The organism is Oscillibacter valericigenes, from assembly GCF_021531915.1.
Taxonomy (GTDB): Bacteria; Bacillota; Clostridia; order Oscillospirales; family Oscillospiraceae; genus Oscillibacter; species Oscillibacter valericigenes_A.
In genome coordinates, this window is record NZ_JAFBIV010000002.1 from 247,923 (window position 1) to 261,288 (window position 13,366).

Consider the following 13,366-nt stretch of genomic DNA (forward strand, 5'->3'; position numbering starts at 1 on the left):
AAAAAATATCCCACCGGAAGTCCGATGGGATACTTTCTCACTTTTCTTTGATGCCGTAAATTTCAAACCGACCAATCAGGTTCTGCACCGTCAGCTTCTGGGCCATCAGCTGCTGATAGGTGGCGCCCCGGTTTTTCCCGGCGGCACGGAGCCTGTCCATATCGGCAAGCACCTTGTCCCGTTCCTTCAGCAAATCGGCGTACATGCGGTCATAGGCCGCAAGGCGTTCCTGCTCCGTCATATCAGACATTGAAGCGGAAGTAGATCATGTCGCCGTCCTGGACCACGTACTCCTTGCCCTCGCTGCGCAGCAGGCCCTTTTCCTTGGCGGCGTTGACGCTGCCGCACTTCATCATGTCGTCATAGGCGATGACCTCAGCGCGGATGAAGCCACGCTCGATGTCGGTGTGGATCTTGCCGGCGGCCTTGGGAGCCTTGGTGCCCTTCTTAATGGTCCAGGCCCGGCACTCGTCCTTACCGTAGGTCAGGAAGGAGATCAGGCCCAGCAGAGCGTAGGAGCACTTGATGAGCCGGTCAAGACCAGACTCCTGCACCCCCAACTCCTCCAGGAACATCTGCTTCTCCTCGCCCTCCAGCTCGGCGATGTCCTGCTCCAGCTTGGCGCAGATGGGCAGCACCTGGGCGCCCTCCTTCTCCGCCAGGGCCTTCACCTGCTGGTAGTACTGGTTGCCGTCCAGGTTGGTGAAGCCGTCCTCGTCGGTGTTGGCGGCGTAGATGATGGGCTTCAGGCTCAGCAGGTCAGATGTGGCGATGAGAGCCATGTCATCCTCAGAGCACTCGTAGGTCCGGGCGGACTTGCCGCCGTTCAGGTGCTCCGCCAGCCCCTTGAACACGTCCACCTCATGCAGGAACTTCTTGTCGCCCTTGGCGGCCTTCTGGGCCTTCTCGATGCGGCGGTTCACCATCTCCAGGTCCGCCATGATCAGCTCCAGGTCGATGGTCTCGATGTCGCCCAGGGGGTCCACGGGCACGTTGATGCCGGCGTCGGCGACGACGTGCATGATGTTCTCGTCGTCAAAGCAGCGGACCACATGGACGATGGCGTCGGTCTCCCGGATGTTGGCCAGGAACTTGTTGCCCAGGCCCGCGCCCTGGCTGGCGCCCTTCACCAGGCCCGCAATGTCCACGAACTCGATGACGGCGGGGGTCTTTTTGTCGGGCTCGTACATCTCGGCCAGCTTGTCCAGCCGCTCGTCGGGCACGGCCACCATGCCCACGTTGGGGTCGATGGTGCAGAAGGGATAGTTGGCGCTCTCGGCGCCGGCGTTGGTGATGGCGTTGAACAGGGTCGATTTGCCCACGTTGGGCAGGCCCACGATACCTAATTTCATAAAAAGCAACTCTCCTTGCTGATTTTTTCGACATGATATTGTATCATCCTCCACGGGAAAGTGCAAGTATTTGTGGGACTTCTCTTGCAGTTGGCCTCTTTTCCCGCCGCATTCGTTGCGTCAGGGCGGATTTTATGGTAACATGAGGGAAAATTTGAGAAAATGGAGGTAGCTCCCCCATGAACCTCTCACCTGCCGGCGCCGCCAGGCTGCGGTTGACGGCCTCCATGCTGATCTTCGGCACCATCGGAATCTTCGTCCGGCACATTCCCCTGCCCTCCAGCGTTATCGCCCTGGTACGGGGCGTGGTGGGCACGGCGTTCCTGCTGCTGTTGACCCGGACACGGAAAACGCCCCTGGACCGCTCCGCTCTCCGGCGGCGGCTGCCGCTGCTGTGCCTTTCCGGCGTGGCCATCGGCTTCAACTGGATCCTGCTGTTCGAGGCCTACCGCTACACCACCGTGGCCACCGCCACCCTCTGTTACTATCTGGCGCCGGTATTCGTGATGCTGCTGTCCCCGCTCCTGCTGAAGGAGTCCCTTACCTTACGGAAGGCCCTCTGCATTCTGGGCGCCCTTTTCGGCATGGTGCTGGTCTTCGGCGTGCTGGAGAGCGGCTTCTCCGGCTCCGGCCAGACTCTGGGAATCCTCTGCGGCCTGGGGGCCGCCGTGCTCTACGCCGCCGCGGTGCTGATGAATAAAAAGCTCCCCGATGTCCCCGCCTTCGACAAGACCATCCTGCAGTTGGGCGTGGCCGCCCTGGCTCTGCTGCCCTACGTGCTGGTAACGGAGCGGAACCAGGAGCTGACCTGGACGCCCCTGGGGATCGTACTGCTGCTGGTGGTGGGCATCCTCCACACCAGCGTGGCCTATGCCCTGTATTTCAGCGCCATCCCCGCGCTCTCCGCCCAGACGGCAGCTCTGTTCAGCTACATCGATCCCGTGTCGGCCATTCTCCTCTCCGCTCTGTTCCTGAAGGAGCATCTGACTCTTCCCGGTGCCATAGGTGCTCTGCTGGTGCTGGGGTCTACGCTCCTCAGCGAATTGCCCCTGGGGAAAAAGAGCCGGTCCTGACCGCGCAAAATAACACCCACCGTTGAAATGAACTGCAGCGGTGGGTGTTTTTCTCATTGGTGTCTGCTTCTCTCTATCTAAAACCTCCCGGTCCCGCCGCAAAGACGGCCGTCTGCCTTGCCGCAGCTGCTGCCGCGGGGCCGTCATCGGGTCCGGAAAGGTGTTCCCTTTAGCGGAAGAAGTAGTTGAAGATGTCAAAGGGGTTGGTGTAGTAGTTGCCGTTGTTGCCGGACTGGCTGTTATTGTTCTGGCTCTGCTCCGTCTGGCTGGTCTGCTGGTCGGCCGGTACAGCGCCCCAGGTGATCTCCACCGTAATGGTCTGGCCGTCCCGGTAGACCGTCAGCGTTGAGGTGTCGCCGGCGGAATACTTCTTCTTTGCCGCGTTCAGATCCTCCACTGTCTTGATCTCGGTGTCGTCCACCTTGGTGATAACATCTCCCAGCTTCAATCCCGCCTTCTCGGCGGCGCTGCCCTCTTCCGTGGAGCAGACGAACACACCGCTGGTGACGCTGTAACGGTACTGGGCCGCCATCTGCTCCGTCATGGACATGGGCGTGATGCCCAGGTAGGGTTTGTTGGTAATATAGCCGTTGGTCATGATGTCCTGGATCATGGCGATCACATCGTTGATGGGGATGGCGAAGCCCAAGCCTTCCACGGACTCATTTCCGGTGCTGGAATATTTAGCGGACACGATGCCCACCACCTCGCCATACTGGTTAAACATGGGGCCGCCGGAGTTGCCGGGGTTGATGGAAGCATCGGTCTGGATCATGTTGAAGGGGGTGCCGTCCACATTGATGGCCCGGTTCACGCAGGAGACCATGCCGCCGCTCATGGAGAAGGTCAGCTCGCCCAGGGGGTTGCCCACTGCCAGCACATGGTCGCCCACGTTCAGCTTCTCGCTGTCGCCCAGGGTGACGGGCTGCAGCTCGGTGGCCTCCACCTTGATGACGGCGATATCGTAGTCCTCGTCGCCGCCCACGTACTTTGCCTCATACTCGTCGCCGTTGTACATGGTGACCTTCACGGTGTCCGCGTCCTTCACCACATGGTAGTTGGTGACGATATAACCGTCCTTGGTCAGCACGAATCCGGAACCGGCAGAGGCCGTCTGCACGGGCTGGCCGAAGAAGTTGGTGCCGGAGGTGCCGGTGGTATTGATGGACACCACACTGTTGACGTTTGCGGCGTAGACCTCCGCATCGCTCATGGCCGTCTTGCCATCCACCTGCTGGATGGCTACCTGGGTGGCGGGACGGTTGCTGACGTTGATGGAGGTCTCATTTTTGCCGAGACCGCCGCCCAGGGCCCAGACGGCTCCGCCGCCCACGGTGCCGCCCAGCAGGGCGCACACCAGGGCCAGGGCCGTGATCTTCAGGCCCATCCGGTTTTTCTTCACAGGCTTCATCTCCTGCACGGGCTGCCGGGGCCCGGACTGATATCCGCTGGGTTCAAAGCTCTGACCCGGCTGGTCATCGCTGCTGTAGCTGTAATGGTACAGATTGTTTTCGTCCTGATACATACAGGGTGCCTCCTTCAGTGTATAAATACTAACAATTTATTATGACAAAACTATGAAATGAATTTGTACGGTCTTTGAATTCTGATTCCTTCCTGAACCTTTGTCTGCAGTATAAAGGCCGTAACTTAAAAAAGTCTGAAAGAAGTTTTAAACAATTGTGAACGCTTTCTATTTCCGCAGTTCCAAATCTGTGGTAAAATAACGCCGTGATCGCAAAAAGGAGATACTGCCGTGCTGAAAGTAGAAAACATCAAACTGTCTCCCGGCGCGGATATGGGCTCCCTGTCCGCCGAGACGGCCCGTATCCTGAAGGTCCGGGAAAAGGACATTCTGTCCCTGCGGGTGCTGCGCCGCAGCGTGGACGCCCGGGAGGGCGTGTCCATGGTATACACCGTAGAGGCCGGTGTGAAAAACGAGACCGACGTTTTGAAGCGGTGCCATAAAAAGGTCTCCCGCATGGAGCGGACTCCCGGCTATCTGCTGCCTGCACCTATGAAGCCTCCGGCCATCCCGCCGGTGGTGGTGGGGGCCGGACCCGGCGGCCTGTTCGCCGCCCTGGTGCTGGCCCGGGCGGGTCTCAAGCCCATTCTGCTGGAGCGGGGCCGCCCGGTGGAGCGGCGGAAGGCCGACGTGGACCGCTTCTGGGCCACGGGGGAATTGGACCTCACCAGCAACGTCCAGTTCGGCGAGGGCGGCGCCGGGGCCTTTTCCGACGGCAAGCTGAACACCGGCACCAAGGATATCCGTCACCGCTTCATTCTGGAGACCCTGGTGTCCCACGGCGCACCGGAGGATATCCTGATGGATGCCAAGCCCCATGTGGGCACCGATTACCTGCACATTGTCCTGCAAAATCTGCGAAAAGAGCTGCTGGCCCTGGGGGCGGATATCCGCTTTGAAAGCCGCCTGACGGACCTGGACGTCCGGGACGGACGGCTGGCGGGCATCACCGTGGAGGGCCCTGAGGGAACCTACACCCTCCCCTGCCGCCATCTGGTGCTGTGCCCCGGCCACTCCGCCCGGGACACCTTTGAAATGCTGTACAGCCGGGGCGTCCCCATGGAGGCCAAGCCCTTCGCCGTGGGCGTCCGCATTGAGCAGCGACAATCGGACTGCGATGCCGCCCAGTACAAGCAGTACGCCGGACACCCCGGCCTGCCCGCCTCCACCTACAAGCTGTCCTGCCACCTGCCAAACGGCCGCTCCACCTTCTCCTTCTGCGTCTGCCCCGGCGGCGAGGTGGTGGCTGCCGCCTCGGAGGAGGGCCGGGTGGTCACCAACGGCATGAGCGAATTTGCCCGGGACAAGGAGAACATCAACGGCGCGTTGCTGGTGAACGTCACCCCGGAGGACTTCGACGGCGACGGCTCCCCCTTGGCGGGCATTCAGTTCCAGCGGAAGCTGGAGGAGGCTGCCTACACCCTGGGAGGCGGCGGCTACCGGGCGCCTGCCCAGCGGGTGGAGGACTTTCTCCTGAAGCGTCCCTCCACGGGACCGGGCCGGGTACAACCCAGCTACCGCCCCGGCGTCACATGGGCCAATCTGTGGAACTGCCTGCCCCCCTTCGTGGCAGAGGCCATGGCCCAGGCATTGCCCGTTCTGGGACGAAAGCTGAAGGGCTACGACCAGCCCGACGCGGTGCTCACCGCCGTGGAGAGCCGCAGTTCCTCCCCCGTCCGCATTCCCAGAGACGAAACGTATCAATCGGCTGTCCGGGGCCTGTATCCCTGCGGCGAAGGAGCCGGGTATGCCGGCGGAATCCTCTCCGCTGCTGCCGACGGCATGCGCTGCGCCGAACATATCTGTCGATCCATCTCTCAGGAGGGTTAAGCTATGAACCGTAATATTTGTATCTATCAGGAATTTCTGACGGACGCCCACAAGGCGCAGATTCAGAAAGCCAGCGAGGAGCTGGGCTTCGTACCCCATTTCTTTACCCTGGACCAGTTCGAGGAGGCCAGGGCCTGCCTGCAGGGCTGCGAGGTGCTGTACGCCCACTCTCCGGACCTGCTGCGAACGGCTCCCTCTTCCTTGAAGTGGTACTGCTGCTCCTTTGCGGGGGTGGACCCCTACTGCAAGGACCCGGCCATCTTTGCAAATCCCGACTGCATTCTGACCAACTCCAATGTCTACGGCGTCACCATTGCCGAACACGTGGTGATGGTCACCCTGATGCTCCTGCGGCGGATGCCGGAGTATGAGGAAGTGGTGCGGAACCAAAGCTGGTCCAACCAACTGCCCATCCGTTCCATCCGGGACAACGAGTTCACCATCCTGGGCACCGGCAACATCGGCATCAACGTGGCGGACCGGATGCGGGGCATGGGCGCGGCCAAGATCATCGGCCTCAGCCGCTCCGGCAAGCCCCACCCGGCCTTTGACGAGGTACATCCCATCGCAGACCTGGACCGTGTCCTGCCGGACACAAAAATTCTGGTCATGGCCCTGCCCGGCACGGCGGAGACCATCCACATCCTGAACCGGGAGCGCATCGCCCTGCTGCCCAAGGACGCCTACGTCATCAACGTGGGCCGTGGCACCGCCATCGAGCAGGAGCCCCTGATGGAGGCTCTGAACGCGGGCCGCATCGCCGGCGCCGCCCTGGACGTGATGGACCCCGAGCCCCTGCCCGCCGACCATCCCCTGTGGGCCACCAAGAATCTGATCCTGACGCCCCACGTCTCCGGCAACATGACCCTGGGCTATACCTGCGACACCAACGTGGCCATGTTCTGCGAGGACCTGAAAAATTATGCCGCCGGACGGCCGCTGAATGGGTTTGTGGACCGGACAAAGGGATATTAAGCAATGTCCCCTGAACCAGGGGACGGGAATTTGAACCCCCCATTTTCTTTGGGTTGCGCCCAAAGAAAACGGGCCGTTCACGGTCCAAAAGAAAGGCGCTCAGGCGGCTCAACTTGACACAGAGGTGTCAAGTTGCCCGCAAATACGAAAGTTGCCGTGGCCGGCGCCCATGTAAGCTGACAGTCTCCTACCGAGTGCGCCGGACATCGGCAAAACTCGGATAGAACACCCCGCATCTGATATTTCCGACTTTCTTTCGGGGTGGTAGACGCATGGACTTTCTTCTGTTTCCGCTGCCGCTCCCGATATGATTTCGAAAGCCGCTCCGCACTTCCAAATGCGGGGCAACACCATCTCTGTTCCCCAAGACTCAAGCGCACCCGGTACAGGCCTGCAAGTCTGCACCGCAACGATCACGGCAACTCCGGTTCTTCTCTTTTGGACCGCCCAGCGGCCCGTTTGTCTCCGGCCAAGAGCCGCCGCTTTGCGGCGGTTGGCTCCGACACGCGCCTGCGGGCGCAGTCTTTTCGGCGCTGTCGAAAAGAAAATGGGGGTTCATTCCCCGCGCCGCAAAGCGGCGCCACCCCCGCCCCCTGTCAAGGGGATCCCACATCAAGGAGGTATTTCCATGAACAATTTCACCTTTTATGCCCCCACCCTCTTCGCCTTCGGCGACGGCGAAGAGCAAAACACCGGTGCCCTGGTGCGCCTCTTTGGCGGCACCAACGTCCTGCTGGTCTACGGCGGCGGCTCCGTGAAGCGCAACGGCGCCTACGACGCCGTCACCGCGTCTCTGAAAGAAGCCGGACTCCCCTGGGCGGAACTCAGCGGCATCCAGGCCAATCCCCGCAGCGGCAAGGTCCGGGAGGGCATCGACCTGGTCCGCCGGGAAGGCTGCGACTTCCTGCTGGCCCTGGGCGGCGGCAGCGTCATCGACACCGCCAAGGCCATCGGCTTCGGTGCGGGCTATGACGGCGACTTCTGGGATTTCTTCACCGGAAAGGCGAAAATTGAGACCACCCTCCCCGTGGGCGTTGTGCTGACCATCGCCGCCGCGGGCAGCGAGGGCAGCGACAGCTGCGTCATCACCCGGGAGGAGGGCAACCTGAAATGGGGCTGCCCCAAGACGGACGTCATCCGGCCCAAGTTCGCCGTGCTGAACCCCCGCTACACCTGCTCCCTGCCCGCCTATCAGCTGGCCAGCGGCGCGGTAGACATGATGGCCCACATCTGCGAGCGGTACTTCACCAATACTCCAGACGTGGGGCTCACGGACCGGCTGTGCGAGGCCCTGCTGAAAACCATCGTGGAGGCCGCTCCCAAGGCCATCGCCCAGCCGGAGGACTACGCCTCCCACGCCGACCTGATGTGGGCGGGGATGCTGGCCCACAACAACTCCTGCGGCGTGGGCCGGGTCCAGGACTGGGCCAGTCACCAGATGGAGCACGAGCTGTCCGCCTTCTACGACTGCGCCCACGGCGCGGGTCTGGCGGTGGTGATGCCCGCCTGGATGGAGTATGTCTGTGACCATGACGTGCTGCGCTTCGCCCGCTTCGCCGTCAACGTGTTCGGCTGCGAGATGGACTTCGCCCACCCCGAACACACCGCCAGAGAGGGTATCGCCCGCCTGCGGGAATTCTTCCGCTCCATCGGCATGCCCACCACCCTGGAGGATGTGGGCGGCAAGGCGGAGGACATCCCCGCTATGGCGGCCCACCGGGCGGAGAAGCCAAACGGCTTCCCCTTCGGCGGCTTCGTGAAGATCGGCCCCGAGGAGATGCAGGCCATCCTGCGGCGGACCGCCCAATAAAAAGTCATAACCACCGGCTAAGCCGGTGGCTTGAGTTGGCCCTATAAGGGCCTATTGCCGGCAAGCATCTCAAGACGCACTGAAATTTATTTCGCTTGCATCACTTGCCCCACAGCCCGTAAACGGGCGATTCCTGTTCTAACGGAAGCTTTCTATTATTGAAAGCTTTCTGTTAGCAGCTCGCTTCGCTCGATGCTTGAAGCTAAAGCTTTTTTACGGGACACCTCCACCGGCAAAGCCGGTGGTTTCCGTAACCAACAAAAAAGCGGACTCCTTTCGGAATCCGCTTGAAACTTCTGGGAACGCTGAAAATCAGCGAGTCAGGCACATGGCACCGCCCAGCACGATGATGGAAATAGCCGCGTACAGCATGTGGGGCACCTCCTTCTTTCTTGATGTTGGATACAGGATACCACGTTTTTCTACAAAAGACATTCAATATCTTGCCGGGTTTGCCCTTGTTTTTCGTTGTTAGTTCTGACGGTTTTTTGCCTCTATTTTTGTGGAAAACCCTTGATTTCCAAGGCTTTTTCCAACTGCCAACCCAATGCGTTCCCCTCTGTGCCCCTGCCGCCCGTTTTTATAACTTCTTGCGTTTTCCCGCAGTTTCATTGGAAAGGAGCCCTATATGCAGGACCCCCAGGTTCAATGCTTTATCAAGCGGAAGTACAAGCCCGCCTTCACCCAGGACACCATGCCCCGGCTGCTGTACGTCAGCCGCCGCCCTCCCGTTCAGGAGGCCCGCCCCCGGCTGCTCCACGCCCATCCGGAGTTTGCGGAGGTATTGCTGATCGATCAGGGAACCCCACGGTTTCTGATCGGAGAGGCCGCCTATGACACAAAGCCGGGTGACCTGCTGCTGATCAACAGCGGCGTGGTCCACGACGAGCTCAGTGACAGTCCCTTCGGCAGCTGGTGCATCGCCGTGGCGGGACTGCGGCTGCCCGGCCTGCGGGAGAACGCGCTGGTGCCTGACGACGCTCCGGCGGTCTATCCGGTGGGCGACGAGCTGCCGGACCTGCGGGCGCTGTATGACATCATGCACCGCTACATTTCCGCCGACCGGCCGGACTGCGAGGCCTTCTGCCACCGCCTCATGCTGGCCCTGCTGGACCGGGTTCTGACCATCACCGGCTCCACCACCCTGCGGCTGCCGGTGGACACGGAGCCCGCTTCCCTGGGCCATCAGGTGCAGGAATATATCGACCGCCATTACAGCGAGCCCCTGACCCTGCAGGCTCTGGGGGACGCCCTCCACGCCAGCCCCTACTATCTCTCCCACGTGTTCAAGGAGGTCAGCGGCTACTCCCCCATGCAGTACCTCACCCGCCGCCGCATCGGTGAGGCCCAGAACCTGCTGCTGGAGACGGATCTGCCCATCTCCCGCATCGCGGAGCTGGTGGGCTACGAGACCCAGAATTACTTCAACCTGCAATTCTCCAAGCATGTAGGGATGCCCCCCAGAAAATTCCGCCAGTCCCTCCACGGAGAGACCGGAAACGGAAGCGAGACGCCATGAAAAATTTCCCGGAGGCAGGTTGCCTCCGGGAAATTTTTAGGTATCGGAAAATCCGGCTCAGTCCCGGACGCCCATGGTCTCCCACTTGTGGCCCAGGAACCGGGGCAGGAAGAAGGACACCCGCAGGGCCCAGTCGGCGAACATAGCCATCCAGATGCCCAGGACGCCGAAGCCCCAGAACCGGCCCAGCAGTACGCCCAGGCCCACCCGCAGGGTCCACATGGATGCGGTGGAGACCACCATGGTAAACCGGGTATCCCCCGCGGCCCGGAGGGCCTGGGGCAGGGTAAAGGAGGCCGGCCACAGCACCGCGGCAGCAATGCCGTGCATCCAGATGATCTGGCGGGCATAGGACGCCGCCTGATCGGAGACGTTGTACATCCGCATGATGAGGGGCAGCAGCGCCAACACCAGCGCGATGGCGCCCCACATAAAGAAGTAGGTGGATTTCATCAGCTTTTTCGTATAGAACCGGGCCTTCTCATAGTTTCCGGCGCCCACGCACCGGGACACCACCGTCACCATGGCAAGGCCCAGGGCGTTGCCGGGCACGCACTGGAAGGTGCAGATCGTGTTGCCCATGGCGTTGGCGGCCACGGAGGCCGTGCCCAGCACCGCCACCGTGGACAGCAGCAAAATCTTTCCCAACTGGAACATGCTGCTCTCCAGTCCGTTGGGCACGCCGAAGCGCAGAATGTTCTTCACCACATATCTGTCGTGGCGCAGGGTAAATTTCTCCACCCGCAGGGGCAGGTCCGGCCGCCGCAGCAGCACCACCATCATCACTGCTCCCACCGCCCGGGACACCAAGGTGGGGATGGCCACGCCCTCCACGCCCATGTGGAAGCCGAAAATTAAAAGGGCGTTGCCCGCCACATTGATGAGGTTCATCAGCAGGGACACCCACATGGAAATTTTGGAGTTGCCCATGACCCGGAACAGGGCGGCACCGGCGCTGTAAATAGCCAGGAAGGGGATGGACGCCTCCACGATGATGTAATAGGTGTTGGCGTAGGCGGCCACGTCCGGCTCCACCTGGCCGAACACCACCCCCAGCACAAAGCCCTTGGCCAGGTAAAACAGCACCATGATGAGGAGGGACGCCTCCCCCATGAACAGCAGCAACTGGGCACCGGAGTGGCCCGCCTTGACCGCCTCCCGGCGGCCCAGATACTGGCCCGCGATGACGGCGCCGCCGGTGGCCAGCGCCGCGAAGGCGTTCACCAGCAGCACGTTTACCGTATCCACCAGGCTGACGGCGGAGATGGCCGCCTCCCCCACCTGGGACACCATGACGGAGTCAAACAGGCCCACGGTGATGGCCAGCAGCTGCTCAATGACCAGGGGGACGATCAGCCGCCGCAGGTCCCGGTCGCTGAATTCAATATTGATCTTACGGACTTCGTTCAAAACACTCGCCTCTTTACGATTGAAACTCCCTGGGACTGACCTGAAAGGTCTTCCGGAACGCCCGCAGGAAGGTGGAATATTCAGAAAAGCCGGCCTGCTCCGCCGCCTTCATCACCGGCACACCGGATCGGATCAGCTCCCCCGCCAGCAGCAGTCGCTTCTGGCTGATGTACTGGTGCAGGGTGTAGCCGGTGACTTCCTTGAACCGGTGCATCAGATAATACCGGCTCATATAAAACTGCTTTGCCAGCAGGTCCACCGACAGCTCACCCTCCAGATGGGCAGCGATGTATTGCAGCACTTCCTCCATCTTGGGGTCCAGGCGGTAGCTGTCCGGCGCCTCCGCGGCCGTGTGGGAGGAAAGGATGTCCCGGTTGACGGCGATCAGCAACTGCTGGCAGAGGGTATCCGCCAGGCGGGCGGCGCCGAACTCCCGGGACCGCAGGGCCTCCTCCAGATTCTGGATGATCCCCATATACTGTCCCCGCCGGGCGCCGTCGGTCCGCAACAGGTGAAAGCCCCGCTCCCGGGCCGTGTCAAAGCAGGCGTCCAGCCGCTCGCCGGGGTCGCTGCGGGCCGTGACCCAGTCCCGCCCCAGCCAGAGGACCATGCGCTCATAGGGCTCCGAGGGATCAATGATGGGTCGGTGGATCAGGTTATGCTGCACCAACAGCACATCCCAGGGCTTCAGAAAGTAGGTGACGCCCTCCACCACATAGGTGACCTTGCCCCCCAGCATCAAAATCAGCTTGTCGAATTCGTGGTAATGGTACTCCAGCTGCTGCGCCCGGCTGTCCTTCAGATGGAACAGGCGGAAGCCCTCGTTCAGATATCCCCGTTTACCAACCTCGCTGCGGTCCAGCACGGCAGTCACCCCCTTTTCAGTCGGTCCATCATATCGCACATCCTGCCATTTTACAATCCGAATTCCGCACAAAACCATGAAAAAAATTTGGCGGTCTTTGGGTAAAAGGCCATGGAATTCGTACTTCATATCTGCTATACTACCATTGAAAAGAAAAAAGGAGGCAGCTGCCGTGAGCTACGCAGACATCCGCTTCATTGAAAATTGCCGGGATATCCTGGAAAACGGCGTGTGGGATACCGACCAGCAGGTCCGTCCCCACTGGGAGGACGGCACCCCTGCCCACACGGTGAAGAAGTTCGGCATCGTGAACCGCTATGACCTGCAGAAGGAGTTCCCCATCCTGACCCTGCGCCGCACCTACTGGAAGACTGCCGTGGGTGAGCTGCTGTGGATCTGGCAGAAGAAGTCCAACAACATCCACGACCTGGACGCCAAGATCTGGGACCAGTGGGCCGACGAGACCGGCTCCATCGGCAAGGCCTACGGCTATCAGCTGGGGGTGAAGCACCACTATCCCGAGGGGGACATGGACCAGGTGGACCGGGTGCTGTACGACCTGAAGCATAACCCCGCCTCCCGCCGCATCCTGACCAATATCTACAACTTCGCGGACCTCTCGGAGATGCACCTGTACCCCTGCGCCTACTCCATGACTTTCAACGTCTCCGGCAACGTGCTGAACGCCATTCTGAACCAGCGGAGCCAGGATATGCTGGCCGCCAACAACTGGAACGTGGTGCAGTACGCCGTGCTGGTCCACATGTTCGCCCAGGTCAGCGGCCTGGTGCCGGGCGAGTTGGTCCATGTCATCGCCGACGCTCACATCTACGACCGCCACGTGCCCATCATTGAAAAGATGCTGCAGCAGACCCCCAGAGAGGCTCCCAAGTTCACGGTGGACCCCTCTGTGACGGACTTCTACGCCTTCACCAAAAACAGCTTCACGCTGGAAGGCTATGATCCCGCCCCCTTTGACGATAAAATTCCCGTTGCCATCTGAGGTG

The 13,366-nt window shown here is 61.2% G+C and carries 12 protein-coding genes; 6 read left to right on the forward strand and 6 right to left on the reverse strand.

Going from position 1 to position 13,366, the window contains the following annotated elements; all coding sequences use genetic code 11:
- Nucleotides 1-37: 37 nt before the first annotated feature.
- A complete protein-coding gene (locus tag JQM66_RS02920) occupies nucleotides 38-250 on the reverse strand; it encodes a hypothetical protein (protein WP_235228303.1) in 213 nt (70 codons plus the stop codon).
- Nucleotides 243-1,352: a redox-regulated ATPase YchF gene (gene ychF, locus JQM66_RS02925; protein ID WP_235228304.1), complete on the reverse strand. Its 1,110-nt coding sequence runs from the start codon at nucleotides 1,350-1,352 to the stop codon at nucleotides 243-245. Before ychF ends, JQM66_RS02920 begins: the two co-directional genes overlap by 8 nt.
- Before the next feature lie 179 nt (nucleotides 1,353-1,531).
- Here ychF and JQM66_RS02930 point away from each other — a divergent pair, with 179 nt between their 5' ends.
- On the forward strand, nucleotides 1,532-2,425 hold the full coding sequence (locus tag JQM66_RS02930) for a DMT family transporter (RefSeq protein WP_235228305.1): 894 nt from the start codon (nucleotides 1,532-1,534) through the stop codon (nucleotides 2,423-2,425).
- A gap of 169 nt (nucleotides 2,426-2,594) precedes the next feature.
- Here JQM66_RS02930 and JQM66_RS02935 read toward each other — a convergent pair whose 3' ends face one another.
- A complete protein-coding gene (locus JQM66_RS02935; RefSeq protein WP_235228306.1) occupies nucleotides 2,595-3,950 on the reverse strand; it encodes a S1C family serine protease in 1,356 nt (451 codons plus the stop codon).
- A gap of 231 nt (nucleotides 3,951-4,181) precedes the next feature.
- Between JQM66_RS02935 and JQM66_RS02940 the strand changes: the two genes are divergently transcribed.
- The 3 genes from JQM66_RS02940 to JQM66_RS02950 all read left to right on the forward strand — a co-directional run bounded on the left by JQM66_RS02940 (nucleotide 4,182) and on the right by JQM66_RS02950 (nucleotide 8,565).
- Nucleotides 4,182-5,780: an NAD(P)/FAD-dependent oxidoreductase gene (locus JQM66_RS02940; protein ID WP_235228307.1), complete on the forward strand. Its 1,599-nt coding sequence runs from the start codon at nucleotides 4,182-4,184 to the stop codon at nucleotides 5,778-5,780.
- A gap of 3 nt (nucleotides 5,781-5,783) precedes the next feature.
- Nucleotides 5,784-6,755: a D-2-hydroxyacid dehydrogenase gene (locus tag JQM66_RS02945; RefSeq protein WP_235228308.1), complete on the forward strand. Its 972-nt coding sequence runs from the start codon at nucleotides 5,784-5,786 to the stop codon at nucleotides 6,753-6,755.
- Nucleotides 6,756-7,383: 628 nt separating this feature from the next.
- On the forward strand, nucleotides 7,384-8,565 hold the full coding sequence (locus JQM66_RS02950) for an iron-containing alcohol dehydrogenase (protein ID WP_235228309.1): 1,182 nt from the start codon (nucleotides 7,384-7,386) through the stop codon (nucleotides 8,563-8,565).
- A 312-nt stretch (nucleotides 8,566-8,877) separates the two neighbouring features.
- On the opposite strand, the gene JQM66_RS12545 is transcribed toward JQM66_RS02950, so the two are convergent.
- Nucleotides 8,878-9,000 (reverse strand): hypothetical protein, encoded by a 123-nt coding sequence (locus JQM66_RS12545; protein ID WP_268824288.1) that lies wholly within the window; start codon nucleotides 8,998-9,000, stop codon nucleotides 8,878-8,880.
- A gap of 193 nt (nucleotides 9,001-9,193) precedes the next feature.
- Here JQM66_RS12545 and JQM66_RS02955 point away from each other — a divergent pair, with 193 nt between their 5' ends.
- A complete protein-coding gene (locus tag JQM66_RS02955) occupies nucleotides 9,194-10,084 on the forward strand; it encodes a helix-turn-helix transcriptional regulator (RefSeq protein WP_235228310.1) in 891 nt (296 codons plus the stop codon).
- Nucleotides 10,085-10,141: 57 nt separating this feature from the next.
- On the opposite strand, the gene JQM66_RS02960 is transcribed toward JQM66_RS02955, so the two are convergent.
- Together JQM66_RS02960 and JQM66_RS02965 are read right to left on the reverse strand one after the other, a co-directional pair.
- The gene (locus JQM66_RS02960) at nucleotides 10,142-11,494 is read right to left on the reverse strand and encodes an MATE family efflux transporter (RefSeq protein WP_235228311.1); all 1,353 of its coding nucleotides are present in this window, start codon (nucleotides 11,492-11,494) and stop codon (nucleotides 10,142-10,144) included.
- Between the two features lie 13 nt (nucleotides 11,495-11,507).
- Entirely contained in the window at nucleotides 11,508-12,359 is an 852-nt protein-coding gene (locus tag JQM66_RS02965) for a helix-turn-helix domain-containing protein (protein ID WP_235228312.1), read from the reverse strand.
- 172 nt (nucleotides 12,360-12,531) lie between these two features.
- On the opposite strand from JQM66_RS02965, the gene thyA reads away from it, so the two are divergent.
- Nucleotides 12,532-13,362: a thymidylate synthase gene (gene thyA / locus JQM66_RS02970; protein WP_235228313.1), complete on the forward strand. Its 831-nt coding sequence runs from the start codon at nucleotides 12,532-12,534 to the stop codon at nucleotides 13,360-13,362.
- The last annotated feature ends 4 nt before the right edge of the window (nucleotides 13,363-13,366 follow it).

Excerpts from the sequence above, each read along its gene's own strand:
- JQM66_RS02945 (WP_235228308.1), top strand. The coding sequence starts at position 5,784 with ATGAACCGTAATATTTGTATCTATCAGGAATTTCTGACGGACGCCCAC.
- JQM66_RS02955 (WP_235228310.1), top strand. The coding sequence starts at position 9,194 with ATGCAGGACCCCCAGGTTCAATGCTTTATCAAGCGGAAGTACAAGCCC.
- JQM66_RS02935 (WP_235228306.1), bottom strand. The coding sequence starts at position 3,950 with ATGTATCAGGACGAAAACAATCTGTACCATTACAGCTACAGCAGCGAT.
- ychF (WP_235228304.1), bottom strand. The coding sequence starts at position 1,352 with ATGAAATTAGGTATCGTGGGCCTGCCCAACGTGGGCAAATCGACCCTG.
- JQM66_RS02930 (WP_235228305.1), top strand. The coding sequence starts at position 1,532 with ATGAACCTCTCACCTGCCGGCGCCGCCAGGCTGCGGTTGACGGCCTCC.
- JQM66_RS02920 (WP_235228303.1), bottom strand. The coding sequence starts at position 250 with ATGTCTGATATGACGGAGCAGGAACGCCTTGCGGCCTATGACCGCATG.
- JQM66_RS02950 (WP_235228309.1), top strand. The coding sequence starts at position 7,384 with ATGAACAATTTCACCTTTTATGCCCCCACCCTCTTCGCCTTCGGCGAC.
- JQM66_RS12545 (WP_268824288.1), bottom strand. The coding sequence starts at position 9,000 with ATGTCTTTTGTAGAAAAACGTGGTATCCTGTATCCAACATCAAGAAAG.